Source organism: Runella sp. R5_40 (assembly GCF_057652295.1).
The window spans coordinates 118,103-143,715 of record NZ_JBYFCH010000017.1 but is presented as its reverse complement, the minus strand read 5'-3'; the positions used below and the strand labels follow the sequence as shown (position 1 = coordinate 143,715).

General features: G+C 47.2%; 18 protein-coding genes. 2 read left to right on the top strand and 16 right to left on the bottom strand.

What is annotated here, in order from left to right:
• Positions 1-13 precede the first annotated feature (13 nt).
• The 12 genes from AC23N5_RS23180 to AC23N5_RS23125 all read right to left on the bottom strand — a co-directional run bounded on the left by AC23N5_RS23180 (position 14) and on the right by AC23N5_RS23125 (position 19,004).
• Positions 14-934 (bottom strand): cyanophycinase, encoded by a 921-nt coding sequence (locus tag AC23N5_RS23180; RefSeq protein WP_487757442.1) that lies wholly within the window; start codon positions 932-934, stop codon positions 14-16.
• The gene (locus AC23N5_RS23175) at positions 931-2,370 is read right to left on the bottom strand and encodes a phytoene desaturase family protein (RefSeq protein WP_487757441.1); all 1,440 of its coding nucleotides are present in this window, start codon (positions 2,368-2,370) and stop codon (positions 931-933) included. Before AC23N5_RS23175 ends, AC23N5_RS23180 begins: the two co-directional genes overlap by 4 nt.
• A gap of 42 nt (positions 2,371-2,412) precedes the next feature.
• Positions 2,413-3,660 carry an alginate export family protein gene (locus AC23N5_RS23170; RefSeq protein WP_487757440.1) on the bottom strand — a complete coding sequence of 416 codons (1,248 nt, stop codon included), beginning with the start codon at positions 3,658-3,660 and terminating at the stop codon, positions 2,413-2,415.
• A 23-nt stretch (positions 3,661-3,683) separates the two neighbouring features.
• A complete protein-coding gene (gene soxC / locus AC23N5_RS23165; protein ID WP_487757439.1) occupies positions 3,684-4,922 on the bottom strand; it encodes a sulfite dehydrogenase in 1,239 nt (412 codons plus the stop codon).
• Positions 4,923-4,924: 2 nt separating this feature from the next.
• Positions 4,925-5,533, bottom strand: a complete 609-nt coding sequence (locus AC23N5_RS23160; RefSeq protein WP_487757438.1) for a c-type cytochrome — start codon at positions 5,531-5,533, stop codon at positions 4,925-4,927.
• An 11-nt stretch (positions 5,534-5,544) separates the two neighbouring features.
• On the bottom strand, positions 5,545-6,426 hold the full coding sequence (locus tag AC23N5_RS23155) for a DUF1684 domain-containing protein (protein WP_487757437.1): 882 nt from the start codon (positions 6,424-6,426) through the stop codon (positions 5,545-5,547).
• 30 nt (positions 6,427-6,456) lie between these two features.
• Positions 6,457-7,917, bottom strand: a complete 1,461-nt coding sequence (locus AC23N5_RS23150) for a RagB/SusD family nutrient uptake outer membrane protein (RefSeq protein ID WP_487757436.1) — start codon at positions 7,915-7,917, stop codon at positions 6,457-6,459.
• Positions 7,918-8,056: 139 nt separating this feature from the next.
• Positions 8,057-11,230 (bottom strand): SusC/RagA family TonB-linked outer membrane protein, encoded by a 3,174-nt coding sequence (locus AC23N5_RS23145; protein ID WP_487757435.1) that lies wholly within the window; start codon positions 11,228-11,230, stop codon positions 8,057-8,059.
• Between the two features lie 208 nt (positions 11,231-11,438).
• Entirely contained in the window at positions 11,439-13,127 is a 1,689-nt protein-coding gene (locus AC23N5_RS23140) for a hypothetical protein (protein ID WP_487757434.1), read from the bottom strand.
• Positions 13,128-13,146: 19 nt separating this feature from the next.
• Positions 13,147-14,490, bottom strand: a complete 1,344-nt coding sequence (locus AC23N5_RS23135) for a DoxX family protein (RefSeq protein WP_487757433.1) — start codon at positions 14,488-14,490, stop codon at positions 13,147-13,149.
• Between the two features lie 119 nt (positions 14,491-14,609).
• Complete coding sequence (locus AC23N5_RS23130; protein ID WP_487757432.1) at positions 14,610-15,953, bottom strand: RagB/SusD family nutrient uptake outer membrane protein; 1,344 nt, start codon at positions 15,951-15,953, stop codon at positions 14,610-14,612.
• Between the two features lie 15 nt (positions 15,954-15,968).
• The gene (locus AC23N5_RS23125) at positions 15,969-19,004 is read right to left on the bottom strand and encodes a SusC/RagA family TonB-linked outer membrane protein (RefSeq protein ID WP_487757431.1); all 3,036 of its coding nucleotides are present in this window, start codon (positions 19,002-19,004) and stop codon (positions 15,969-15,971) included.
• Positions 19,005-19,968: 964 nt separating this feature from the next.
• On the opposite strand from AC23N5_RS23125, the gene AC23N5_RS23120 reads away from it, so the two are divergent.
• Together AC23N5_RS23120 and AC23N5_RS23115 are read left to right on the top strand one after the other, a co-directional pair.
• On the top strand, positions 19,969-20,175 hold the full coding sequence (locus tag AC23N5_RS23120) for a hypothetical protein (RefSeq protein ID WP_487757430.1): 207 nt from the start codon (positions 19,969-19,971) through the stop codon (positions 20,173-20,175).
• Between the two features lie 131 nt (positions 20,176-20,306).
• Positions 20,307-21,521 (top strand): cysteine desulfurase family protein, encoded by a 1,215-nt coding sequence (locus AC23N5_RS23115; RefSeq protein ID WP_487757429.1) that lies wholly within the window; start codon positions 20,307-20,309, stop codon positions 21,519-21,521.
• Between the two features lie 441 nt (positions 21,522-21,962).
• On the opposite strand, the gene AC23N5_RS23110 is transcribed toward AC23N5_RS23115, so the two are convergent.
• From AC23N5_RS23110 to AC23N5_RS23095, 4 genes are read right to left on the bottom strand one after another with little or no spacing between them, the layout of a single operon-like run.
• Positions 21,963-23,450: a tetratricopeptide repeat protein gene (locus tag AC23N5_RS23110; RefSeq protein ID WP_487757428.1), complete on the bottom strand. Its 1,488-nt coding sequence runs from the start codon at positions 23,448-23,450 to the stop codon at positions 21,963-21,965.
• Positions 23,438-23,893, bottom strand: a complete 456-nt coding sequence (locus AC23N5_RS23105; RefSeq protein ID WP_183976497.1) for a carboxymuconolactone decarboxylase family protein — start codon at positions 23,891-23,893, stop codon at positions 23,438-23,440. The genes AC23N5_RS23110 and AC23N5_RS23105 overlap by 13 nt, the downstream gene beginning before the upstream one ends.
• An 8-nt stretch (positions 23,894-23,901) precedes the next feature.
• Complete coding sequence (locus AC23N5_RS23100; protein ID WP_487757427.1) at positions 23,902-24,696, bottom strand: SDR family NAD(P)-dependent oxidoreductase; 795 nt, start codon at positions 24,694-24,696, stop codon at positions 23,902-23,904.
• 48 nt (positions 24,697-24,744) lie between these two features.
• Positions 24,745-25,557: a phytanoyl-CoA dioxygenase family protein gene (locus tag AC23N5_RS23095; protein WP_487757426.1), complete on the bottom strand. Its 813-nt coding sequence runs from the start codon at positions 25,555-25,557 to the stop codon at positions 24,745-24,747.
• Positions 25,558-25,613 lie beyond the last annotated feature (56 nt).

The following is a 25,613-nucleotide window of genomic DNA, read 5'->3' as shown; positions in this document are numbered from 1 at the left end:
GTAAAGTTAATGCTTAACGATTGGGAGCAGTAGTGTTTCTTCTATTTTCTTGGATAACTTTTCGTTGTTGTAAATCATACTTTTGGCCGCTGCTCAACAAAATAAAAGGCCCATTGGAAGCAGTGTGGTCTTCGTTATTGTTGACCACGTGAGAAGCACCTTTACCGATTATCGTTTGGTAATCATAGACGGCCACGTACGTTTTTCCAACGACTTCGAAGGTATCTTTTTGTACCAAAACGGCAGTAGATTCGTCCAAGCCAAGACCAATCAAATCGGGCGATTGACGAATAAAGTCCACCAAATCAAACTGGCGGTTTCGACGAAGTAAGTGCTGGTCGATGGCCGAATTTTTGAGAAAACCCAGTCCTTGGGTATGGTCTCCAACCAAAATATGGGGGCCTTTGGTGTCGCCGCGCCACAAAAACGACCCTTGAATACTCGCCCCCGCCGACGTACCCGCAATGACCCCGCCGCGCTCCAATACCTCGTTGAAGGCTTGGTGCGTAAGCGTATTGAGGTAAGAGTCCGCAATGCGCCACTGACGTCCACCCACAAAAAACACGCCCGTCGCCTGACGGAGCGACGCGACAAACGCCTCACTGTTGGCCTCTTTGAGGTTTTTGGTGTGGAGTAATGTCACTTGCGAAGCGCCCGTTTGTTTTTTTACCAGTTCTACGTGCGACGGACTCAAGGCCGCCGAATCTCCCGCTGCGGCGGTCACTACCACTAACTTTGCTTTCTCTTTTCCACCTGCCAATTCAATGAATTTTGCCCAAATTTCGGGGGGAATCGTGCCGCCGCCAATGATGAGCAACGCGCCTTTTTCGGGGCCGTGGCGCGTGATAGTTTTTTCGTTGATGGTTATGGGCGTTTGGGCAAAGAGAGCAAACGGCAGAAAAAATGCCAAAAGGATGCGTAATAGGTGTTTCATTGGGATGTAGTTAGGTTAAAAATGTCTTTAAGGGCTTGTTTGGCGGCGTGGTATCCGCTCATTCCGTGAACGCCTCCGCCTGGTGGGGTAGAGGCAGAACAAAGATACAAACCTTTGGTGGAGGTACGATAAGGTGACCAACGTAAAGCAGGGCGCGTAAAAAGTTGGTCAAACGTGACGGCCCCCCCGTTGATGTCTCCCCCGATGTAATTGGCGTTATATTCTTCCAATTGGGCGGTATGGAAGGTGTTTTTTGCCAAAATTCGTTCACGAAACCCTGGTGCAAACCGTTCAATTTGGTTCTCAATTGCCTCGGTCATGTCTTTGGTCGAACCGTTCGGGACGTGGCAATACCCCCAAAGCGTATGTTTTCCCTCGGGTGCGCGTGTTGTATCGAACAAACTTTGTTGGGCTAGTAACACAAAAGGTTTTTCGGGGTGTTCTCCTTTCCAAGTGGCTCGTTCAGAAGCGGTTATTTCTTGGATGGTATTTCCCAAATGAAGTGTTCCTGCCAATCGCGCATCCCTCGACGTAAAAGGTACAGGCCCATCCAGCGCCCAATCTACTTTGAAAACCCCCATGCCATAACGGTATTTTTCGAGCTGCCAACGGTAGATGGACGAAAAGGTATGCCCAGCGATTTGGTGGAGTTGACGCGGAGTAATATCAAATAAAACCGCCTTCGACGAGGGTAATTGCGACAAAGAGGTCACCTGAAAGTTTTTCTCTATTTTTCCGCCCAAGGCTTCAAAATAATCCCCCAACGCATTGGCAATTTGTTGGCTTCCTCCCTTGGGAATGGGCCACCCGCCGAGGTGCGCGGCGGTCATCAGCACCAAACCAATGGCGGAAGTAGTGGGTTGTTCAAGCGGCAAAATTGAATGAGCGGCCATACCTGACCAGAGGGCTTGAGCCGAGGGCGTCTTAAATTTTTTGGCTAGCCAAGTAGCGGGTTGCAAGGCCGAAAGCCCAAATTGAGCCAATTCGATGGGTTTTTCGGGAAAGCGTAAAGGCCCCAAAATAGCGGGTATCAACGTGTCCCACTGCTGTTTGAGGGGTTTGATTAACGTTTTGTACGTCGTTTCATCACTCCCTAGCAACGCGGCTGTTTCTTCCAAATGCCGAGTAAGCACGGCCGACGTACCGTTGTCGAACGGATGAGCGGCGGCAATGGGAGCGTGCACAAATTCAAGCCCGTGGTTTTGCAGTGGCAACGACTTAAAAAAAGGCGAAGCCAATGCCATCGGATGAATGGCCGAGCAGATGTCGTGGTGAAAGCCTGGTAAGGTAAGTTCGGCGGTGCGCATTCCTCCTCCAAGGGTACTTTTGGCCTCGACCAACAGTACCGAAAGCCCTGCTCGTTGGAGGGTAATGGCGGCCGCGAGCCCATTGGGGCCCGAACCTACTACGATGGCGTCAAAGTCTGTATGAGGCATTTATTTTTTAGAGTTCTTGGAAATGATTTTGATACGCGAATTTCATTTCTTTCGCGAAAAAAGCGTTGGATTGAACGAAACCATCAAATAACTCCAGACGGGCGTCGCGGTGGTGTTCCGTATTTTTTTCAGTAGCAACGTACTGGACGTGGGGTCGTAAAACGATAGCCCGTAGTTGAGGTCAATGTAGTTGGTTGGTTTATAATTGACGGAGAAATCGGTTTCGTATCCGAGGTATTTTTGAGATTGGGTTGCCAAGGCGTATTGGCTGTAAAACAAGTGGTTGTCGAGGCGCAACTGTAGTTTTTTGGTGAGGCGGTAAAACAAAAAAAGATAGGGATTAAACAAGCCTTTGTTGGCGACATCGGCGGGAAATTTTGCGTAAAAATTCATGTTACCCATAAATTTCCACGCAACCCCGTAGGCGATTTCGTACGAATTAGAATAGCCACTTTTAACATCGGCTGGATTACCGCTAAGCAGTTCAGCTCCCACCCTCAACGTAAATTTTTTAAGCGTAGCGCTGACCTCGGGTTGAATATAATAGGCCCTTACGCGCTGATTTTGTTGGTTTCGTCCGTATTGGTAAAAGGCACTGAGCGTGGTATAAATCCTTTTTAGGTTGTATTCCAGTCGGCCACCCGTCGCGTAGCGTTTGGCATTAAAATAGGTTTTGTCAAAGAGCTCTGCCGAATTGATGAGGGTATAAGTGAGCTGCTGGTGGGTTCCCTTTAGTTGATGTACCAACAAATACTGGTACTTATGCGAAGCCACGGGCGAATAACTAGCCTCGAAGCGGTTGCCGTAATTTCGCGTGAAAAAGGCCGCAAAATCGGTTCTCAACGAACGGATAACGTACTGAAGCCGAATGCCTTCGTGCGAACGATGTTGCTGCGACCATGGAGCGGCCGAAAACATCCGTCCGTTGTCTAACTGAAAATTTTGCCGACCAATAAGGGCCGAAAAATGCTTGCCTATTTTTGGTTCGATGTATAATTCATTGAAATTGAGACTCCCTACCTGCGAGCTAACGCCATCTTTTAAGAATAAATGAATTTCCTGAAAAGACACACGGAGGTTAAAGTTTTTGCGTAGATTGTTGATATTAAGCCTGTTACGCTGACTGATGAAGGTCGTTGGGTCAAACGTTTCTTCCGAAGAAAGCCGATAGTTTTCTTTAAATTCTAAGCGCGGACGTATTTCTACGCTGACCGAAAGGTCGTTTTTGACCGAATCTTCTGCGGGTTTTTGAGCAATTAGTAAAGCAGTAACAAGCGCAAGAAAAGACATGATGAAAATTTACGATAGTACGGTTATTTCTCTGGTTTATGCAGGACAGAGCCGTCGGATTTGATTTGCCACGACGCAATGGCGTTGAAATGGTAGCCTCCGTCCGCACCTCGGGCAGCAATGAGCTGCTGGTAGGTGGGTTGAACGTAGCCTGTTTCGTCCGTTACGCGACTCATAATTTCGGTAGATTCTCCTTTCCACTCCCATAAGTATCGAAACTGCACGTGGGCTTTGTCCAAAATCGGTTCTTGCAGTCGGGCCAGTTGCCACGATTTTCCTGCGTTGGTGCTTACTTCTACTTGGACTACTTTGCCGCGTCCACTCCACGCCAAACCCCTAATTTCGACCCAGCCTTTTTCGATGCGTTGGGGATAGGAAGGGTACGTAATAATGGAACGGGCATCAATGTCAAAGCTAAATTGTCGAATTTTTCCGTTGACACTTTCGGTATATTTGGATGTTTCTTCGCGGGTCATAAAAGGGGCGTCCGACAGTTCGAGGCGGCGTAACCATTTTACGCTGGTGTTGCCTTCCCAACCAGGCAAAAATAACCGAACGGGGTAGCCTTGTTCGGGACGAAGGGCTTCGCCGTTTTGGGCGTAGGCAATAATGGCGTCGTCCCAGCCTTTTTTGATGGGAATACTGCGGGTCATCACGGCGGCATCACCTCCTTCGGCCAAAAACCACGACGCGTTTGGCTTGACGCCAACTTCCCGAAAAAGCGTCGAAAGTTTGACCCCCGTCCACTCACTTTGACTGGTGAGCCCGCAAATTTCTTGGGGCGATAGCGTTTCTTTGCCCGTGCGGTAGTTGCCCGAACATTCTAAAAAAGCAATGCGAGATACCGAAGGAAAACGTTTGAGGTCAGACAGTTTGAAAACCAACGGTTTTTCGACCAATCCGTGAATCAGTAACTCGTGTTTGTTGGGGTCAATGGCAGGCACCCCCGCGTGGTGACGCTCAAAGTGCAAATCGGAGGGGGTAATCATTCCGTAAAAATCCTGCAAAGGAGAGCGCGACGAAATATCGGAAGGCTTTTTAACCAATTTTTCAAACGAAGAACGGGTACCTACTTCGCCCGCCAGCGTACCTACTACTTTGGTGGGGTCGTTGGGCAAATCGCCGATTGTAATGGCTTGCTGGAGGTTTTTGCCTTGGGCCGTTTGTACGATGGCTACGGCGGCGGTTGCGGCACCACCTAATAATTTTCGTCGGCTAAATTTGGGGGCAATCTGCCCAATCTCAATGAGTTTGTTTTTCATCGTTATTTGATTTCGGGGCCACCTTTGCGGTTGTCGGGAATGAATAGTTGATGGGCAGGCATCACAACATTGGGCAGACTTTTGGCATCAATCACCGTCGTTTCGTCGATGATTTTGTTGGCATGAAGCAAGTACGCCGTTAGGTGATACACTTCCTCGTCGGTCAACGAGCCAGGGGCGTTGAAAGGCATTGCGCGGCGCACGTAGTCAAAAACCGTGGTAGCGTACGGCCAATAATTGCCAATGGTGCGTTCGGGGCGTTTGCCCGCAGCAGGCACCGAAGAGACCAACGAGCCGTTGGGGCCACCCACGCCGCCTATTCCGTGACAGGGAGCGCATTTGAGCTCAAAAATGGATTTTCCTTTGGCCGAAATGCCCGAACCAATGGGCAATCCTTTGCCGTCGGGGCGGACATCAATGTCTAGTTTTTTGATTTCTGCTTGGGTCGCCACTCTGCCAAGTCCGAAAGAACGGGGAAAATGAGCGGTATCCGAAGCAATGTTTTGGGAAGGGGTTTGGGGAGGGTTTTCTGCGTGAAAAACTCCCAAAGTTGGAATCAACAATGGGAGTAATACAACGGTCAAGAGCACCCTGCTTAGAGTTTTGGGCATTTTTTTAATGTTTAGTGGTCTCCGTGGTACTTTTCACCCGCTTTGATGGCTACCTGCAACCGATTTTCTTTGGTAGGCAACGGGCAAGTAGCATACGGGGTAAAAGCACAGGGAGGGTTGTAAGCTTTGTTAAAATCAATGTACGTATATCCCTCAGCGTCGGGGGCAGGCGCGTCCAAGAAACGTCCGCCACCGTAAGTATCGTGTTTGTTGGTCAAATCTCCAAACACAAAGTGAGGACGTTCTTTCGATCCTACTGACTCAAGGCTATATTCTTTGCCATCAATCGTAAATACAAATTTACCAGGAGATGCCTGTTCGTACGACCGTCCAGTGATGTCCAAAATGGTAAGTTTTTTACCTTCCGTTGGAATAAATTTCGCCTTCACTTTCCAGTCTGTCGTAATCGGAAAGGTTTCGATGCCTTTGAATGCTTTTACGTAGGTACCTTCCAAGTCGCGCAAGCGAATGGCGAATTTATCACCTCGTTGGATAATAAACCAGCGCAACGTTTTGTGTTTCAAAACCGTGGGTTTGCCTTGGTAGGGGAAAAGTTCGGCGTTGGCGACTGCCTGTTCGCCCAACTGCACCGCTGCTTGGGGTGCTGCTTCAAACGTTACTTTACCATCCTTTAAAATAACTTTTCCCAAAAACGCATCGCTGTGTTCCGCTGGAAAAACGATGCTATTTTTTTCGTTTCCGCCAATGGTATTTTCGCCTTCTTTGAGCCAAAAAAGCGCCGCCAAGTTGAGCCATCCTTCTTCGGCTTTCAGGCTTTCGATGCGTTTTTGATGCCACGATTTAATCTCGGCTTCGTGCGGGTTATCACTACGAAAAGCCAACAGGCTCACGCCCAACAGGAGAGCGCCTACGAAAGTTACGGGTGTTTTCATTTTTTTTGTTTTGATGTTAGTGGTACGGTATTAATCCAACAAAAGCTTGTTTGTCACAATCTCCACGTTGGGAAGTGGGAATGTGTAATTAGAATCGGTCGGTTTGACCTCGGGAGCGCTCAACGCACTGCTTGACTTGGCAGGGAGTGGCAACAAGTTGCGTAGCAAATCGTTGGAACGAAACCCTTCGCCTAGCAATTCAATGCGGCGCTCTTTTAAAATGGTGTTGACCAAAGCGGTTTGCGTACCAATCGCGCTCTGAGGGAATACATAGCTGGCATCTGAGCGGTTACGCACGGCTTTCAAAAGTTCAACGGCCTTGGTCAAATCGCCCGTGCGAGCAGCGGCTTCGGCGTAGTTGAGCAATACTTCCGAATAGCGAATAATCGGCATATAGTCCAAAAACGGAGAGGGCTTGCTGTACTTGGTAAGGAACTGAAGCCCCGATGCCGTCCGCGCAAACGTGCGACGAAGGTCCGACGTCCGCCATTCGGTTTCTCCCCAAATGCCGTTGGGATTGAGGTTGTATTCCGAATTGGCGTTAAAGACGTATGGAAACGACGATTGCCCACCGACGTTGTCCAAATCCGTCATAGGAACCGACAAAATAGATTCGGTCGAGGTGTAATTGGTCGTAAAAATTTCGACGATGTTTTGAAGCTTGTGGTTGACGCCCGAAGCTGCCGCGTAAGGAGCGGTTTCAGAGACAATTTTTTTGGCTTCTTCAATCACTTTGGCGTAGTTACCGCTGTTGAGATAAACCCGCGTTTTGAGGGCAATGGCCGTATTGCGGTGGGCGCGGGTGGTGTTGAGGAGAGCCGTGGCGTGGTTCAACGGTAAATCGGCTTCGGCTTCGTTCAAGTCTTTGATAATCTGCGCGTAAACTTCGGCTACGGTGCTGCGTTTGAGGTCGTTGTTGTCCGTTGACGTTTCGGCTTGTAAGCGCAATGGCAGTCCTTTTGACGCGCCTTTGTCTTCGTTGAAGGGGCGGGCGTAGAGGGTGACTAAGGCAAAATAACTCAGCGCGCGGGCAAATTTTGCTTCGGCAATGTACTGTTTGTTGAGTGCAGCGCTTACTTTGGTTGGGTTGTCGTTCAGCCCTTTGATTAGAATATTGGCATTGTTAATGGCCGTGTACGCCGCCGACCAAAAACCTGCCACGAAGTTTGAACCCGAATTAAGCGTTTGATTCCAAGCTTCGTAGGCGGTAAAGGTATTGCTAGTACGGTTGATAAACTCTTCGCCTCGGGCTTCGGTGTAGGTGTAGTAATTGCCCCCGTAGAAGTTGGCGTTTTTGATGGATTTGTAAACGCCGTTGACCAACCCCAAAATTCGATCAGGGGTATCAAAAGCATTGGCGCCGCTGATGGCGGTTTCTGGTTGGGGATTGAGTAGTTCTTGGTCGTTGCACGAGGCCGTTGACAATACCAACCCCACGCACAATGCGCCAATGATGCCTCTTTTTCCGATGTATTTCTGACTTTTTTTCATTTTCAATTGATTTAGCGACAAATGTTACGCCTCTACCGAGGCTACTTTGGATTCTTCAAAACCTTTGATAATGAGAGTTTTAGTGGTAAACGATTAACGGATAACGGTTAACAATTAACAGATAACGGCTAACGCCCCCCTAAAAACTCACATTTAAGCCAAAGGTGAAGGTTCTTGCTTGACCCACCGAGTTCTTTTCGATGCCTGGCGTCACGTTTGAGTTTCCGTTGACCGACGATTCTGGGTCGGTGCCTGTGTAGTTGGTCAACAAAAACAGATTAGAGCCTTGGGCATAGACCCGAACCGTGCTAAGTCCGAGCTTCGTGAACACAGGATTGGCAGGAATGCGGTAGCCAAGTGACGCGTTTTGCAAACGGAGAAAATCTCCTTTTTCGGCGTTCGTTGATACGGGGAACGACGAACCGCTCGAAAGTTGGTCGTTGTACACCAAGCGCGGGATGTCGGTGATGTCACCTGGTTTTTGCCAACGGTTCAAGATTTCGGTAGAGTTGTTGTAGGCACGTTGGTCGAGAAGGGTAGCGCGGGTACCGTTCATGATGTAGTTACCTCCCGCAAACGACAAACTCACGGCTGCATCGAAGTTCTTGTATTTGAAAGTGTTGGTCAAGCCACCGTACCACTTGGGAAGGGCGTTGCCAATGAGGTAGTAATCTGCTCCTGTAATCGCGGGCGCTTTCGTGCCATCTAAGTACGTCCACTGGCTTTGCCCTGGCAATACCACTTGGCTGTACTGCACTTTTTCACCTTTGGCATTGATAAAAATACGCTGTCCGTTGTCGGGATTAACGCCTGCGGTTTTGGCTCCGTACAAACTTCCTACCGAATAACCCACGCGTGTGATGTTGGTGGTTTCGTACGACACGTGCGTGGTTCCCACGATGTCCGTATTGCCTTGGGCCAATGCCGTTACTTTGTTTTCTAACGAGGTGATATTGAACGACGTATTCCACGAAAAGTCTCCTTTGCGAAGCACCGTGGCGTTGATGCCCAGCTCAAGTCCACGGTTGTACATCGAACCTACGTTACCCAAAATCGCATTGCCAGGAATCCCTTTGGAAACTGCCTGCGGAGCGCTCAAAATCAGACCGTTGACGTCGTTGTTGAAATACGTAACTTCCACCTGAACGCGGTCGTTCCACAAACCCAAATCGGCTCCGATGTTGGTTTGGTTGCTGGTTTCCCAACCCAAATTTGAGTTTCCTGCTTGCGAAATTCCCCAAGTCGGAACGCTGCCGTAAAGCGAGCCACTGTAAAGTTCGAGCGAACTGTAGGCGTCGTTGAGGTTTCCGTTGCCTACGCGCCCCCAACTGGCGCGGAGTTTGACGTTGCTTAGCACGTTGGAAAGTGACAAGTTTTTGTAAAATGGTTCTTCTGACAAGGCCCAGCCACCCGACACACCACCAAAGTTTCCGTATTTTTTACCCGCCCCCAAAGCCGAGTTGCCATCGCGGCGGAAGTTAAAGGTAACGAAGTATTTTTTGTTGAAGTCGTAATTCAAACGGGAAAAGAACGAGAGGAACGCGCGTTCGCTAATCTCATTTCCAGTCGCCGAAATGGCTCCCCAGTTTCCTTGGTAATTATCAAAGAAAGGGTCGGAGGTTTGCGTACGTGACGCTCCCCATGCGGTATAGTCAAACTTCTGAATATCATACCCTACCAATGCCGAAGTTGAGTGCTTTCCACCAAAACCAAGGTTGTACGAAAGTGTGTTAGTCCAGTTCCACGTATCCCTGATTCCAGTGGTGTTGGTAGCGTTTCCGCGCGTTGAAAAACCATTTCCTTGGATGGCGCTGTCAAAGCTTACGTTGTCCGTACGGAGGCGGTCAATCGAATAAGAAGAGGTAAAATCGAGGTTTTTGGCGAGATTAGCTACGGCCGAAAGGGTACCAATAATGCGGTCGTTTTCGGACGTGTAGCGGTTTTCTCTCAACAACGCCACGGGATTTCCCCAGTTGCTTACCACTTGGTTGTTGCCCATGCCGATGGTATTGAGGGCAGAAGGGTTGATGTTGTACGAACCGTCGGCGTTAAAGGCAGGAATGTTGGGCGATAGTGCCGTTGCCAAGCGGGCTGCTCCTACCAAAAAGAAGTTGGAGTTGGGCAATGAACCCGCGTATGGTGATTTGTTGTAACTACTGTTGTACGAAACGCTTCCTTTTAATTTCAACCAAGACGTAATTTCTTGGTCAATGTTGAAACGAATCGCTTTGCGTTTAAACTCGTTGGCGACCAAAAAGCCATTTTGGTTGGTATAGTTGGCAGAAAAGTAGTACGACGTAGTGGGTGTACCGCCCGAAATATTGATGTTATGACTTTGAGATGTCCCCGTGCGGTAAATGTAATCGTACCAGCGCGTGTCAATCGGGTTTTTGTTTTCGTCATAGTTAGGGAAAAATAAAGCCGAAGCTACTTTGTCGTTGTTGGCATTTCCTCCCAAAATTTTGGCATTTAATACCGCCTCGTTTTTGATGGCGATGTACTGTTCGGCGTTCAATAACTCAGGCAAACGCACGACGTTGGATACGCCCGCCCAGGTTTCATACGTAATGCGAGGCTTACCTGCTTTTCCGCGCTTGGTCGTAATGAGCAATACCCCCGCCGCTGCCCGCGAACCGTAAATAGACGTAGAGGCGGCGTCTTTCAATACGTCAATGGATTCAATATCAGCGGGATTGATGTCGCCAAGGGGGTTGTTAGGAACGGCTGTGCTGGTCGAAACGTTGCCTGTGTTGATGGGAATTCCATCGACGACAATCAGCGGGTACGAGCTCAACGAAATGGAGTTGACGCCCCGAATCCGAATCACGGGCGGGTTGTTCAAAACCCCGTTGGGTTGACCAATACTCACCCCAGGTGCACGGCCTTGAAGGGCTTGGTCAAAGCTCTGCACGGGCTGTTCTTTGATGGCTTCGCCCGAAACCCGCACAGCTGAACCCGTAAATTCGGCTTTGGTTTGCGTACCGTAGCCTACTACCCGAACTTCGCTAAGTTGTTTGGTGTCCGATGTTAATTCGATAGAAAAAATAGACTGATTGGTAACGGCTTTTTCAATGGACGTGTATCCAATAAAAGAAAAAATGAGGGTCGAATTATCGTTAACAGACAGTTTGAAAGCGCCTTGTTGGTCGGAAATGGTTCCCGTTTGCGTGCCTTTGACAATGACCGAGACGCCTGGTAGCGCCTCGCCCGTTTCTTTGTCTTTGATGGTTCCTGATACGGACTTTTGGGCCAAAGCAGTAATGGCCGAACTCACTATCAAGAGTAAAATGAAGTGTAGTTTTCTGATTTTCATAAAAATAATGGTTAGTACATTGTTAGATAAGTTTTTTTAAGTTTTACCCGCGGATTGACGCAGATTTAGTGCCGCAGATATTCGCCGATGAGACTAGCTACATTGAGTTCTTTATCAGCGAAAATCTGCGTTTGTATTATTCAGCGGGTTTCTGCGGGTAAGAAATGAAATTGTTTACTTGACAATGTAGTTAGTTAAAAATGAGTTTTTAATTGTACTTTCCAGCCTCTAGCGTACTTCTCGACAAAGCATATTTTTTCTCGTAGCGGTCGAGTACGACTCGGATAGAATCTTTGTGCTCATCAATGCCCGTCAACACCACCCGATTGCCACCGTTCTGAACGTCATACTTTAGAATCATGCGGTTGCGTTTGCCAGGACGAGATTCGGCTTCAATGCCCTTGACGCGGCGAGTTGAATACGCAATGGGTTCAATCTTAGGGGCTTCGGGGCCAATGATGGCCAAAGCTTCTTTAGGAATCCAGTTGTCTTCTTTTTTCTTTTCGTTCTTCTTTTTGCCTGATGCATTGGTGCGTCCGTCGCCTCCAAAATCGGAGCGATTCCCCAAAAACTCCCGCCCTTCTTGGCGTTGTCCACGGTTTTTGTCTTGCAAATACAGCACGTGATGCACGGTGTCGGCTTCGTAGTAAAACACGCGTTGGCCACCCGCTACGCCCGTTAGTTCAAATGTGCGGTTGATGTCGCGCATGGGAGCGCCGCCGCCGTTGGATAAATCCAAATCCACAGGTTTGTTGACTTTGAAGGTAAGCGTGGTCCATTTTTCAAACGTGGCTTGCTGACAGCGCAAAGTATCCAGCGGCGAAAATGGAATCACTTGGCCTTTGTGACGAAACTCCGTGACGTGGTAATTTCCCCGTAACTGTGGGATGCCTTTGAGGGCAGGTTGTTTGTAAGGGTCGTACAAAAAGTTGATGACCGACAAGTACGTAAAAACGGGTAAAAACAAAATGAGCGTACCTGTTTTGAGCGAAATGCGCGTAATACGCTGCCAAGCTTCAGAAAAAGTAGGGTAGTAGGTGGTAGGAATAGTCGGCTTCTCCAAAATAAGAAGGTTGTAGAGTTTTGGAATGTAGTCAACTAATAAAAAGGCCGAAAACAACACAAAGTAAGAGCTGTAAACGTGTACGCCGCCGTCGTAGGAAAAGTTGACATAAACGATGTCGGCCAGCGCGCCAAATAGTAAAACGGCTCCCCAAAACGTAGTGGCTCTAAAAAATAATAACGCTCCAGCTGCTACTTCAACCACGCCAGTGAATACTTCGTACCAAGGCACAATCCCAATCGAAAGCCAGTAGATTTTTTGGAGGGTCAAATCCCCAAAATTGGTATTTAATACGCCCCAAGACGGGTAAGGAAGTTGCGTAGGTGTGAGTTTGGTGAAGCCAAATCCGATGATGCCAATGCCTGCGCGGTAGCGCACAATCACGCGAAGCCAATAATAAAGCAAGTTGTATTCCTTACGGTCTTTTTTAGTGACGGTGGCAATGCCCGTCCAGACCAATCCTACGACAATAGCAAACAGGAAGGTAATGACCCAAACGGCGTACCCGTTGAGGGTGCTGCCAAAGATGCGGTTGCCAAAGAAGTTTAAACCAGAACCAAAACGCGCCACGTCGTACAGGTCACGGTAGTGCAGGTGCAACCAATCAAACGTCGCCACTTCTTTGTACCAGTCGAGGTTGTTGGGCAACGACATGGCCACAAAAAAGACAAACGCAATGCGGAACGCAATTTTTTTCCACAGCGGCCATGCAGTACCCGACGCCTGTGCTGGTTCTTTGTGTTGCGGAAATGGCTCCGTTACCGATTGTATGTTTAGAGCGGAAGCCGCTCCTAAATCGACCCTTTCCGAAGTGATTTTTAGTGTCTTTGACATAGCAGTAAAGCGTTTGAGTTTAGAGTTTTAAGCCGCTCCGACGTCCTGTTTTTTGCGCTTCGAACGTGAGGTATTTTTTGTTGATTTTGTGCAGTACAGCATACACCGAATCGCGCCGTTCGTTGATTCCCGAGAGGACAATCGTTGAGTCATTGGGCTGAGAATAATGCAATTCAAGGGCTTCGTTCGCGTAGTGTTTGTTACGGTTTTTGAGGTGCAAAACGTGTTGTTTTTCATCCACTTCGTAACTGTAATAATGACGCCCCTGCGAACCTGCCAATTCATAAGTGCGGTCGTCGTCGTTGGTGTGAATCTCTTCAGTATTGGTCAAATCCAATTTCACCGAACGATTTGACTTGATACTGAGCGTATTCCATTTTTCAAATACCACATCTTGCCAGCGTGTCGAGTCTGTTTTTGAGTAGGGCAGGGGTGTGGAATTGACCTTAAATTCGCTGACGTTGTAAATCCCTTCTGAATGAGGTAAGCCTTGCTTGGCAGGGAATTGGTACGGCCCTTTTTTGTAGGCTGCGTAGGTTTCTGCGCCATACAACACTACAAACAAAAGAATATAAACGGCTTTCAACGCCCAGCGAGCTTTTTGCCAATTGGCCTGAAAAACAGGTTGATACTTGTTGGGAAGGGTAGGTTTTTCAAGTGATACCAACGTAAACAAGCGGAGGGCGTCGTACGAAAACAAAAAGAGGGCTAGCGTAATAAGATAAAAGCTATAGATGTATTCGCCCCCTTCGTAAGCGATGTTGGAAACAAAGACGTTGCCCGTAAAAGGCAAAATAATGAGCGTACCAATGGTGGCAGTTTTACGGTGGAGCAACAGAAGTCCACCCACAATTTCGACCAAACCTAGGAACGATTGGTAATTAGGAACGACGCCCAAGCCCAACGAGAATAGTTTCCAAGCCGTGAAGTCACCGTAATTGGTATTGAGGTTACTGAGTGAAGGGAGGGGCGCTTGCAATGGAAAAAACTTAATGAATCCGTACGCAATCACACCAAGTGCCAAGCGGTAGCGAACCAAAACGCGGATTCCGTAGTAAAGCTTGTTATAATCAGTCGTTGGTTTGTCGATTCGTGACCAAATGAGCGCACCAATGCCCACCAAAACGGCCACAATCAGCCAATTGATAAAGCTTTCTTGTCCTATGAAATTTGGAGAGTATTTGGACAAATAAAAGATATTTCGGTAGCTAAACGCCCAATCTTCGGTTACAAATAAGTGCTTAAAAAATCGAAGGTCGAGCGGAAGAACCTGAACTAGGAAATAGAGCCCAAAGAATCGAAAAATGTTTTTTTCCCATCCTTGCCATTCGGTAGAATCGTCGAGGAGTAATTCTTTTGCCATGGTTGGTTCTAACGGTTATAAGGTGAATAGAAGTTGTTATGATTTGGACTACCCCTCCCCAAACTCCTCCCCGTACGCCGTTGCGGCTTGTGAGGGAGGATGTTAAGAGGTGTTAGGGGTTAATAGCCAGGGTTTTGTTCCAATGCTTTGTCAGAAAGAAGTTGCTGGACAGGAATAGGCAACACGTAGCGATTAGCGTCCGAAAGATTAAAGACGACAGGAGCACGCCCCGTGCGGACGATGTCGTACCAACGGTGTGGTTCTAATGCAAACTCTACGCGACGCTCGTTTTCAATCGCCAACAACAAATCGTTTTTGGTGGCGGCTGTACTGGCAGCAATGCCCGCGCGGTCGCGAATCAAGTTCAAATCAGCCAAGCCAAGTGCGAGTTTATCTTGTTGAGCACGCGCTTCGGCCCGAATCAAAATAATTTCCGCAATACGAAGTACGTAGCTTGGGTCAGAGGCAGGGTTGCGGTAGTACAAATTTCCGTACCAGCGGTTTTGGTTGTCTTTGGCGACCAATGCACTGCGCGTTCCTCCCACGGCGGGGTTGTTGAGCAAAGCCACGAGGGCATCGTTGGGAGCCCACTGGCGCGTACCGCCGTTGGTTTGGGGTTGCCATTGTCCACGGTGGCTGTTTACTTCGGTGGTACCGTTGTAAAAAATCTCAAAAATAGATTCAGTCGTTCCGCGGGCATCGTTAGCAAAAAACGCACTAAACGGTTTTGTCAATTTGTAGTTGGCCGCGTCACTGATGACTTTGTCGGCATATTCTTCGGCTTTGACCCACTCTTTTTGGTACAAATGATAACGCGCTCTCAAGGCCCAAACGGTTTTGCGGGTAGCCCGATAACGGTCAGTGGTGGCGGGTAAAAGCGGTTCGGCCGTTTCTAAGTCCTTGAGTACTTGGGCGTACGTTTCGGCAACGCTGCTGCGTTTGATTCCGCTGTTGTCAGTGGGGTTGATGGTCGGTTTGGTAATAATAGGTACGCCACCCCACGTCCGAGCCAAGTCAAAATAGGCCAATGCACGCGCAAAATAAGCTTCTCCAATGTACTGATTCCGAAGGGCATCGGTCAACTGCGCATCTTTAACGGCGGGGACTTTGTCGATGACGTTGTTGGCGCGGTTGATGGTTCGGTAAATCGAAATCCAAGCCGAGCTAATGGTTGAATTGTCGGCATTGACTTTTTTATTGATAAACTCTTGAACCTGCGACTGCGAACCCGTCCAAACGATATTATCGCCCGACAAATAACCAATGGATTGGAAAGAAGTGCCGTAGTAACTGCCGTCGGCGAGGGCGCTATAGACTCCTCTTACGGCTGTTTCGGCCGAAGAACGGTCCACAATGGTGGCGGCGTCGGAGATAAATTCTTTGGGCTGAACATCCAGAAATTTTTCGCAAGAACTACTTGCCAGCGCTAAGCTTACCCAGAGTATATGATGTTTGAATTTCATTGTTTTGTTCAATTTTTAGAATGTAACATTGATACCAATCTGTACTCCTAGCGGTTGGGGAGGTGTACCTAAGTCGATACCTTGCTGGTTTTGGTCGCTGCTTGCGCTCGACTCAGGGTCTAAACCTGTGTATTTGGTCAATAGCCAAAGATTGGTTCCCGAAGCATACACGCGAAGCTGGTCAGCTCCAATTTTACGACTAACTGATTTTGGGATTGAGTACCCTACGTTCAGGGAGCGAAGGCGCACAAACGAGCCATCTTCTAACCAACGGCTGCCGCCGTCGCGGTAGTTGTTGACGTTGATGCCATCGGGACGAGGCACGTCGGTGATGTCGCCAGGTTTTTGCCAACGTTGGTTGTTTTTGGCAAAAATGATTCGTGCCGCGTCGCGCGCGCCGCCTCCTTCGCCAAAGAAGCGGTTGTGGTTATAAATCTTGTTGCCGTATTGGAAAGAGAAAAATAAGCCAATATCAAAGCCTTTGTAGGAGAAGTTGTTGGTCAAGCCTCCAAAGAATTTTGGCCAAATACTGCCCACAATTTGGCGGTCCGCCACGGTGATTTGTCCGTCTTTGTTGACGTCATCGTAAATGACATTTCCCGTTTGTGGGTCAACGCCCAGTTCTTTATACACCCAAAACGAATACAGTGGTGTGCCCTGTTGCTGCAAAATCAAATCGCGGCTTCCGTAACGAAGGGGGTTGGGTAGTTTTTCAATGTTGTTGATGTTGCGGGCAATGTTGAAACTGGTAGTCCATTGTAAATCACCCTTGCGAATGTTGACCGAACTGATGCCCAGTTCAAAACCTTTGTTGGTGATTTCTGCGGCGTTCGACCAGTAATTGCTAAACCCTGACGTGGCGGGCAAGGCCAATTGCAGCAAACCGTTGGTGGTGTATTTGTTATAGACGTTAAATTCTACGTTGAGGCGTTGGTCTAAGAACGAAGCATCAAGTCCGACGTTAAACTGACGCGTACGTTCCCATTGTAAATCGGCGTTCCCCAACTGCTGAGGCGCAATTCCCGCCGAACTTTGGTAACCCGAACCACCCGTCCAAAGACCCTGCGAGGCAAAGTTTCCAATGCCGTTTTGGTTTCCAATTACCCCGACGCTGGCCCGTAGTTTGAGGTCGCTCAAGACCCGAATGTCTTGTAAGAATGCTTCTTGTTTAATCCGCCACGCGACCCCCGCCGAAGGGAAAAAGCCCCACTTGCGGTTGTTTCCGAAGCGCGACGAACCATCGGCCCGAGCGCTGAAATCAATGAGGTATTTTCCGCCAAAATTGTAGTCTATTTTGGCAAAGAACGAGGCCAAGTTGCTTTTGCTCCAACTTTGGGAAGCGGCAGTAGTAGCGGCCGACGAAATTTGGGTAAATTGATTATTGGCAAAACCGCGTCCTTCGGCATACGTACGGGTCAGCAAATCGCTTTGAAGCGTATTTCCTACCAAAACTCCAAACGAGTGTTTGACCCCGATTTTCTGACGGAAAGTAAGCGTTTGTTCGTTCAACCAAGTGGTAAATTGACTAATCGAAGACGTCGCCAACCCGTTCGGACTTCCCGAAATCAACAAGTTATTCCAATATTCAGATTCGTTGTAGTTGTTGTAATCAACGCCCCAGCTGCTGCGGAATTTTAGGTTTGGTAAAAGTTGAACATCCGCGTATAAGTTGCCAATGTAGCGCAAGCTGGCGGAGTTAACATTATAATTATCAAGCAATAACGTAAGGTTGTCAAATCCTGCGCGCCCGACCAAAACCCCTTGTTCGTTGACGGGCGAAAGGTACGTTGGCGTGTGCAATGCCGCTTGTAGGAGTCCTCCCGCAGGGCCATCTCCCGCACGGGCTTGGTTGCGGTACGTGCGGGTAAAGGTGTTGCTCACGCCTACTTGAACGTTATCATTTACCTTTTGGTCAAGGTTGACTTTAAAACTTGCGCGTTGGAAGGTAATCGGTTTAATGATAGCCTCTTGCGTGTTGAGACCACCGCCAATGTAGTACTTGGTGCTTTTGGTACCGCCCGAAAGCGAAAGGTCGTAATTAGATAAGCTTGCCGTGCGGAACAGTTCACTCAAACGGTCGTATGTTTGTTGTTCTTCGGGCAGCCCGCGTCCGCCTTCTGTTACTGGGCGGAAGGGACGGTTGGCAAACGTGCGGTTGAGCGAAGGGGTGTCTTTGCCCGTATTGATCCACCACTCGTTGACGAGTTGGGCGTGCTCTGGCCCCGTAGTCAATTCCCAAAGTTTGGTAGCTTTGGCTTGTCCGTACGATGCGTTCAGCGAAATCTTCGGCTTTTGTTCAAAACTTCCGCGTTTGGTCGTAATCAAAATCACTCCGTTGGCACCGCGTGAACCGTACAAAGCTGTCGCTTCGGCGTCTTTGAGGACTTCGATACTTTCAATGTCGTTGGGATTGAGGTCGGCAATCGGGGAAGTAGCTTTACCGCCCGTTCCGATGGTTTGCAAGGAATTGTTGTTGATAAATACGCCATCCACGACATAAAGTGGGTCATTGTCGGCGTTGATGGAAGTTGCCCCGCGTACTCGAATGTTGACCGCTTCTCCAGGAACCCCCGTGTTGCTGGAAATCTGTACACCCGATACTTTGCCTTGCAATTGGGCGTCGAAACTGCCCGCTTGGATGGTTTTTGATTCGGCAGGGTCAATTTTTGAAATGGAACCAATGAGGTCTTTTCGCTCAAGCGTTCCGTAGCCAACCACCACAACCTCAGAGAGTTGTTTGGTGTCAGGCGCAATTTCAAGAACTACTTTTTCTGAATTGACAATGAGTTCTTTGGTCAGGTAACCGATGTAACTGACGACGACCGTGAAGGGTAGTTTTTGCCCTGTTCGAAGGGTAAATTTGCCATCGGCATCGCTGGTACTTCCGTTGGTGGTTCCCTTGATGACGACCGACGCACCTACCAATGCCTCCCGTGTCTTTTGGTCGATGAGCTTACCCGAAACCGTCGCGTTGATGGTCGGCGTAGTTTGGGCCGAAGCCAGCCATGAGGTAAATAGCAGTAAGCCCCACAGAGATAAAATTTTTTTCATTACTTTGCAGTGGTTAAATAAAACAAATGGTTGTGCCACTTCCTGTGAAGGAAATGGTATCATTTTAGCCAATGAGCCTTTGTTGCTTTAGCTTGTGCCAGGGTAGTTGCCGCTACTCTGGCACGTTTTGTTTATTGGGTGATTTAAAAATGGTTACTTCAAAATTTGTTATTGGATTAAAGACTATCGAATAAATATAGAAATTTTTGTAGGTTTTTCGTTTTTTTCTTTTTCTGTGTATATTATCTCATTTGAATGATTTCCTGTAAGCTGTATTTGCCCGTAAATAACTAACCATTGGTTTACTGGTTAGTGGATATTTTTAAAATAAATGGAAGAAATGAGTTTGGGTTTGACCAGAAGCTTACTACCATTGGTATAGAAGCTGCTGATTGTTAATTGTGGGCACAAAGTTGAAAAGCCTGTTTCATATAAACAAGCTTTAAATATAATTTTTTTTATAATTATTACCCTAAAATCTATCTATTTATAGTAAATAAATTAGTCTATATGTAAAATATATTGGCATGAAATCTTCTAAATGTATTATTTATTCTCGTTTTGAGCGTATTCTAGGGGTAAAATGGTACTTTTTGAAGAGTAGTAGCGACTAAATGCCTTGTTTAGACTAAAAAATGAAGGCATAAACTCCTAATAATCAATAGACTAATTGAAATTTCATTTTTTAATTTTTTTTGAAAAATAGTTGGAAAATTGTTTTTTTATTTCTCACCTTTGCATCCACAATCACTGAGCGAAGTGATATACCATTTGGCTATTTATTCAACTAAGCTAAGTTTTGTTCTTCACTTGAAAGTGAAGCTTTTTTAGAAAAAGTATCGCTCATCAAAATTCATCGAAAATTTTTTAACAATTAATCATTTGAATGCAGTCTTTCATTTATACAAAATATCTATAATGTATATAGGAATAATTATTTTTTAAACTTAAATTAAGAAACACCATGAAAAAAGTACCAGTTGTTGTTGCCTCATTTATGTTGTTTGGAGGCGTTTCGCAAGCTCGTCCGTCAAAAAAAGGCAATCGTGCTAAGGGTGACATTCGCTATCGGTCGAGCAACTTTTTCGAAAACTTGGGAGATAAGGCCATCGAAAACGACTTTACGCTTGACGTTAATTTAGTGGCAAATGCCTCGTCAAGCCAACAATAAAAGGGGGGAAGTCCCCAAAAATTAGTCTGTATGTATATTTAAGGTGGGTTAGTTATTTCAAATAACCGTCGGGGGCTTACCCCGACGGAGTATTTTTCTCCACCTCTCTAACATTCCAATCATCAGACACCATGAAAATATACTTTGACAATGCAGCAACTACCCCCATCGACCGTGAGGTGTTAGGGGCGTTGATGCCCTATTTGACCACTTTTTACGGCAACCCATCCTCGAGTCATGGATTTGGACGGCAAGCACGCGAAGCCATTGAAACAAGCCGAGCCCAAATTGGGAAGCTACTCAATGCGCCTTCTGAGGCTATTTATTTTACATCGGGCGCAACGGAGGCGTTGAATTGGGTGATTACCGCAGCGGTGAATGCGTACGAACTTCGGCACGTCATCACAAGTCCTACTGAGCACAAAGCCGTGCTGCAACCCCTTCGTTGGTTGCAAAAAGAGCATAAAATCCAGCTACATTACGTGGAGCTAGATGAAAAAGGGCAGATAGATATAGGCCATTTGCAAGAATTATTGAAAGAGTTTCCGCATTCATTGGTGGCGCTTATGCACGGCAATAATGAAATCGGAAACCTGCATGATTTGGAGTTGATTGGCCGTCTGTGCCAAGCTGCTGGAGCGCTTTTTTTATCGGATACCACCCAGACAATTGGCAAGTATCCGTTTGATTTACAGCGTCTTCCTGTTGATTTTTTAGTTGGGTCGGGGCACAAGTTTCACGCCCAAAAAGGCGTAGGTTTTGTGTATGTTTCACCCAAACGTAAGATAAAACCTTTATTACACGGTGGAGGACAGGAGCGTTCGCTCCGTTCGGGAACGGAAAATGTAGCGGCCATCGTCGGAATCGGGAAAGCCCTTGAAGTAGCTTACCAAGACCTAGAGGCCCACGAAAAGAGCATTCGTTTTGTGAAAAATCGCCTGTTTAAACAACTCGAAAATTTGGGAATAGGCTGTACGTTTAACGGTGAGAGTGCTTCTTCGGGAAATAGCCTTTATACGTTACTCCACGTCGTGTTTCCCGCCTTAAAATCAGGAGAGTCTTTGCTGAGTTACTTGGATTTGTACGGCATTGCTGCCTCGGGTGGAAGTGCGTGTTCCAATCTTCAAGCTACTGATTCTCACGTGTTGACGGCGCTTCAAGCCGCGCCCGAAGCCCAACATATTCGTTTTTCGTTTAGTAAATACAACACGCCTGGCGAGGTGGATTATGTCACCCAAAGTTTGAGCGAGATTTACGAAAACGACCGCCGAACTTTCCATCCAAAACGCTTACGAAACGATTTGAATGAACGATTTTTTGAACCTTTCAAGGTTAGCCTAATATAATTTTTTATTGAGTCTTTTTCATAGCCCTGTAAAGGGAGAGTGAAAGGGAATTTGGGAAATGAGTCAATTTGGGGTAATCGCTTGAATTATCCCAAATTTTATTTTCCAAACAGGTTAAACGCATTTAAAAAACAGCCTCGGAGAGGCAAAACCTTTGTAGTAAAAGTAAACAAACCCCTCCCTAAAGCCCCATCGGGGTGACCTCTTTCATCAAGCGTCGGCCACCCCGATGGGGCTTTAGGGGAGGCTAATTATTTCTTTCTACGAAGATTTGGCTCCTCTGGAGCAATAAATAGTCACTTTTTATTTTTAATGCGTTCAACCTGTTTTCCAAAGGACATTCCTCAAACTGAATAACGGTCTGACTATCGTCTGACCGATTGTGTGTATAAGCTGTCTCAGAAAATTGTATAGAATTGGTGGGTTGAATAAAGCAAAATATTAGCTATCAAACCCCATTTCAGTGAGCGCAGCGCGCGCTTTGCTGTCAACGGAGTTTTTGTATTCGTGTTTTTTGTAAGAAATTGCCTTCTCAAAATAGGCTTTGGCTTGCTGGCGTTGCCCTTTTTCTTGGTAGTAATAACCAATCTGCAACGACGCGCTCGGTGCGAAATACCAACTTTCTTTGGCCGACAATTGAATGGCTTTTTCAAACGAAGCCAAGGCTTGGTCACTTTGATGCGTACGTTGAAACACTTTCCCCGCTCGGAAATAATACTCGGCGCGTTCTTTAGGGGTTTCTAGGTCTTTTTCAGTAAGTTGAGTCAGCAATTCCGCCGCTTTTTCGTAATACCCACCGTCAGAAGCATGTTTGATTTTGAGCAGGGTTTTGTTCGGAAGTTGGTGTGTTTTTGAATAGCTTTCGTAGAACTTCTCGGCGGCTTTGTCCGACTCCGCGTAAGCCACTCCCACCGACGGAATCCGCGACAACGATTGTTGAGCCTTCGTTGAATCTCCCGTGAGCCAATGGCACAGGGCTAGTTTGTAATAGGCTTCTTTGAGGTAAGATTTACCTTTGAATTGACGGATATAAAGCGCATACAGCCGACTCGCTTCAATGTAGTCACCTTTGAGCAAATGGGCGTCGGCGCGGTAGAGCGTAAAAATGGAAAGTGCGGGGTAAGTGGGGTCGGATGGTGCTTTTTTGAGCAATTTCAATGCCTGCTCGTTGCGGGTACTTTTGAGCGAAATGGCCGTGGCTAACCAATAAAAACTGAGATTATCTGATTGATTTTCAATTGTATTGAGCAGTTCGGTGTTTTCGCGTTCGTCAAACTTCAAGACAAATTCTTGAATAAAAAAGGACGTAAGCAGTGCTTCGTTTCCCCACTCTTTGTCTTTGGTAGCTCGGCGCAATTCAGCAACGCCCTGAGCAATGTTACCCTTTAAACCCAGCAATTTGAGTACCCAACGGTGGTTGTCGGGAACGGAGCCAATGACGATGTGTAGGCAGCCCAGCGATTTATAGGTTGGTAGAAATTGAGGGAACAATTTTTGGTTTTCTTCCAACAGCTTCGCCGCTTGAATCACATTCCAAGCCGCTTTTACCTCATTGCCAAAACGAATCCGCACGACTGCCGACAGTAGTTTAATTTCGGCCCGCAAAAACCGATGGTAAGGTGACTGTTCGTCGAGGTCTTCAATGGCGTCGAGGCGTTCATCTTCGTGGGTTAGGAACGCATTATAAGCCTCTTCGGTGTCGGTGTTGAGTAAGTGAATTGTTTCGGCATAATGCTCCACGTAAGCCCGAAATGGATTGGTTGATTTTTCGGACGCGGCCAATTTTTTTGCACCTTCCAGCCGAAGTTTAAACACTTCTTGGTGGGCTTTTTGCAGGGTTGGGGTAAAGTCAAAGTCAGCCGCTTGTACCAAAGATACAATCGAAAAATAGCCCACAAAAAGCGCGAAATAGGTTTTTATACTAAACATAACTCAGTTCTGAATGCTTCGGGTAACACATACGGTTGTAGCGATGCTTCGACTTGGACTTCCAGCGTTGCGTTGAACATCGTTGCGGCAACCAATTGAGTCGCAAAACTCACGAGCAAAATGACCTGTTCCTGCGAGTAGCGTTGGGTAAGGGCATCGTACAGTTCATCGGGAATTTTTCCTCCTTCGGTGGCTATTTTTGAGCCAAATAAAATCACAAGCAATTCGTCTTCTTCCACTTCTAGCAGGTCGGGGTTTTCTCCCAACTCCAGTAAGTTTTTCCTGAAAAAAGCCGAAAACACTGCGCTTTGAGCAGATTGAGCAATGAGGTAGCCAAACATCAAGGCAAGGCGTTTGCCGAGCAGCTGGTGTACTTGCGTATATTGCTTATCGACAATGCTATGGATTTCGGAAGGGATAAGGACAGGAATGCTCTTTGACATAACTTCGGTTAGTTTCGGGGTTCGTAGATGTTTGCGGCTACTTTTTCTGTCAAAAGTTTGGGTACGTACTTGGGTAGGTGTGCATTGAGGACGTTGAGAAAACCAGGGATGATTTCTGATTTTTTGGCAAACAACCCTTTTATGGCAATCTTGCCTACGGCTTCGGGCGTCATATTCACTTTGGACGCTGTCTTTTTGGTATGTTCGCCCATTCTGGCGCGATAGACAAAATCGGTGTCGGTGCTGCCTGGGCTGAGGGTCGAAACGGAAAGGCCAGTTTCCCTTAGCTCAAACCGAAGGCTGCGCGTAAACGACAATACCGCCGCTTTGGAGGCCGCATAAACGGCGAGGTAGGGCACAGACTGGTAGGCAGTTGTGCTGGCTACGTTGAGCAAATAGGTTTCTCCGTTGTTTTTTAGGATAGAAACAAACAGGTACGAAAGCCGCACGACCGCTTTGAAGTTGACATCCACCATGTTGAGTTGCTCTTCAATATTGAGGTCGGTAAATCGCCCCGTCAGTCCAAACCCTGCGTTGTTAATCGCCACCTTTAATTTATCCTTGAAGGGAGTCACCCATTTTTCAATGTTGGCGACGGCTTCTGGTTCGGATAGATCTTGCACAAAGGTGTGAACACTGAGCGCAGGGTAGCGCCCGCGCAGTTCGGTTTGGGTATATTCGAGCACCTCTTGGTCAAAATCGACCAAGAGGAGGTGGTACTGACGTTGAGCAAGTTCGTTGGCAATGGCCTTTCCGATGCCTTTGGCTGAGCCTGTTACGAGGGCATATTGGGGATTGTTCATGGGGAAATACGTATTACGAATGAGTGAATTATTACAAGCCAATGGAGCTTATTTAACAACATATTTCGCAAGACGCTGATAAAAAGGGGTTTTGCTATGTTCGTTTTTGGGTACGTATTTTCCTGTCACAATGGGTACATACATGACGCGACGGCGTGACTGTTCGCCCTCAAAAACACTGGCTTCTACCCGATGCCACAAGTCGCCGTCGTGAATGGTCAAATCACCCGCTTCAATATCGAGCCCTACTTCGTTGACGTCGGGCTGGTGGTCGATGAATTGTTTTTTGCGGAAAAGCGTCTGAAAAACGCCTTGGGTGTGCGTACCCGGTAACACCTTGAGACCCCCGTTGCGGCTTAGGCAGTCATCAAGGTGAGTACCGATATTGAGCATTTTGTGAATCTTTTGTCCTAAAAACAAGTCCCGTGGGCTATCGGTATGCCATCCCATAGAGGTAAACTTGCTGTGTTTGTCTCGAACGTAATGGTTAAAGACCAGCCCATCTTTTTCGTCTTCTCCCACGCGGGCATCACCGCCGATTAAAGCCGTAAGCGATTGGAGACGAGGGTCTTGGATGTACTCGCGTAGGATGGGGCTAAACTTTGACGCAAAGCAAATTCGCTGAACCAACGGACTGCCGTCGAGGTCTTTGCCAAACTTGAGGGGCACTCCGTTGATTTTTTGTTCGCCATCGACCAAAATTTGTTCTTCAATTCGCTTGAATTCGTTGAGAAACAACTGAACGGTGTCTTTGGCAATGAAGTTTTTAAAGTGCAAAAAACCGTTTTGATTGAAAAAAGAGATTTGTTCTTCTGTCAATTTTTCGTTGAAAGTAAAGGTCTGAGTGTCTAATCTTTTCATAATTGTATCAGGTTTTGAAAATAAATATCAATTTTATAGATTTAATAGATTAATTG

Coding starts and splice junctions, on each gene's coding strand:
- AC23N5_RS23110 (WP_487757428.1), bottom strand. CDS start 23,450: ATGTTTAGTATAAAAACCTATTTCGCGCTTTTTGTGGGCTATTTTTCG.
- soxC (WP_487757439.1), bottom strand. CDS start 4,922: ATGAAAAACAAACTCATTGAGATTGGGCAGATTGCCCCCAAATTTAGC.
- AC23N5_RS23125 (WP_487757431.1), bottom strand. CDS start 19,004: ATGAAAAAAATTTTATCTCTGTGGGGCTTACTGCTATTTACCTCATGG.
- AC23N5_RS23170 (WP_487757440.1), bottom strand. CDS start 3,660: ATGTCTTTTCTTGCGCTTGTTACTGCTTTACTAATTGCTCAAAAACCC.
- AC23N5_RS23150 (WP_487757436.1), bottom strand. CDS start 7,917: ATGAAAAAAAGTCAGAAATACATCGGAAAAAGAGGCATCATTGGCGCA.
- AC23N5_RS23120 (WP_487757430.1), top strand. CDS start 19,969: ATGAAAAAAGTACCAGTTGTTGTTGCCTCATTTATGTTGTTTGGAGGC.
- AC23N5_RS23140 (WP_487757434.1), bottom strand. CDS start 13,127: ATGTCAAAGACACTAAAAATCACTTCGGAAAGGGTCGATTTAGGAGCG.
- AC23N5_RS23145 (WP_487757435.1), bottom strand. CDS start 11,230: ATGAAAATCAGAAAACTACACTTCATTTTACTCTTGATAGTGAGTTCG.
- AC23N5_RS23160 (WP_487757438.1), bottom strand. CDS start 5,533: ATGCCCAAAACTCTAAGCAGGGTGCTCTTGACCGTTGTATTACTCCCA.
- AC23N5_RS23180 (WP_487757442.1), bottom strand. CDS start 934: ATGAAACACCTATTACGCATCCTTTTGGCATTTTTTCTGCCGTTTGCT.
- AC23N5_RS23135 (WP_487757433.1), bottom strand. CDS start 14,490: ATGGCAAAAGAATTACTCCTCGACGATTCTACCGAATGGCAAGGATGG.
- AC23N5_RS23130 (WP_487757432.1), bottom strand. CDS start 15,953: ATGAAATTCAAACATCATATACTCTGGGTAAGCTTAGCGCTGGCAAGT.
- AC23N5_RS23175 (WP_487757441.1), bottom strand. CDS start 2,370: ATGCCTCATACAGACTTTGACGCCATCGTAGTAGGTTCGGGCCCCAAT.
- AC23N5_RS23155 (WP_487757437.1), bottom strand. CDS start 6,426: ATGAAAACACCCGTAACTTTCGTAGGCGCTCTCCTGTTGGGCGTGAGC.
- AC23N5_RS23095 (WP_487757426.1), bottom strand. CDS start 25,557: ATGAAAAGATTAGACACTCAGACCTTTACTTTCAACGAAAAATTGACA.
- AC23N5_RS23105 (WP_183976497.1), bottom strand. CDS start 23,893: ATGTCAAAGAGCATTCCTGTCCTTATCCCTTCCGAAATCCATAGCATT.
- AC23N5_RS23100 (WP_487757427.1), bottom strand. CDS start 24,696: ATGAACAATCCCCAATATGCCCTCGTAACAGGCTCAGCCAAAGGCATC.
- AC23N5_RS23115 (WP_487757429.1), top strand. CDS start 20,307: ATGAAAATATACTTTGACAATGCAGCAACTACCCCCATCGACCGTGAG.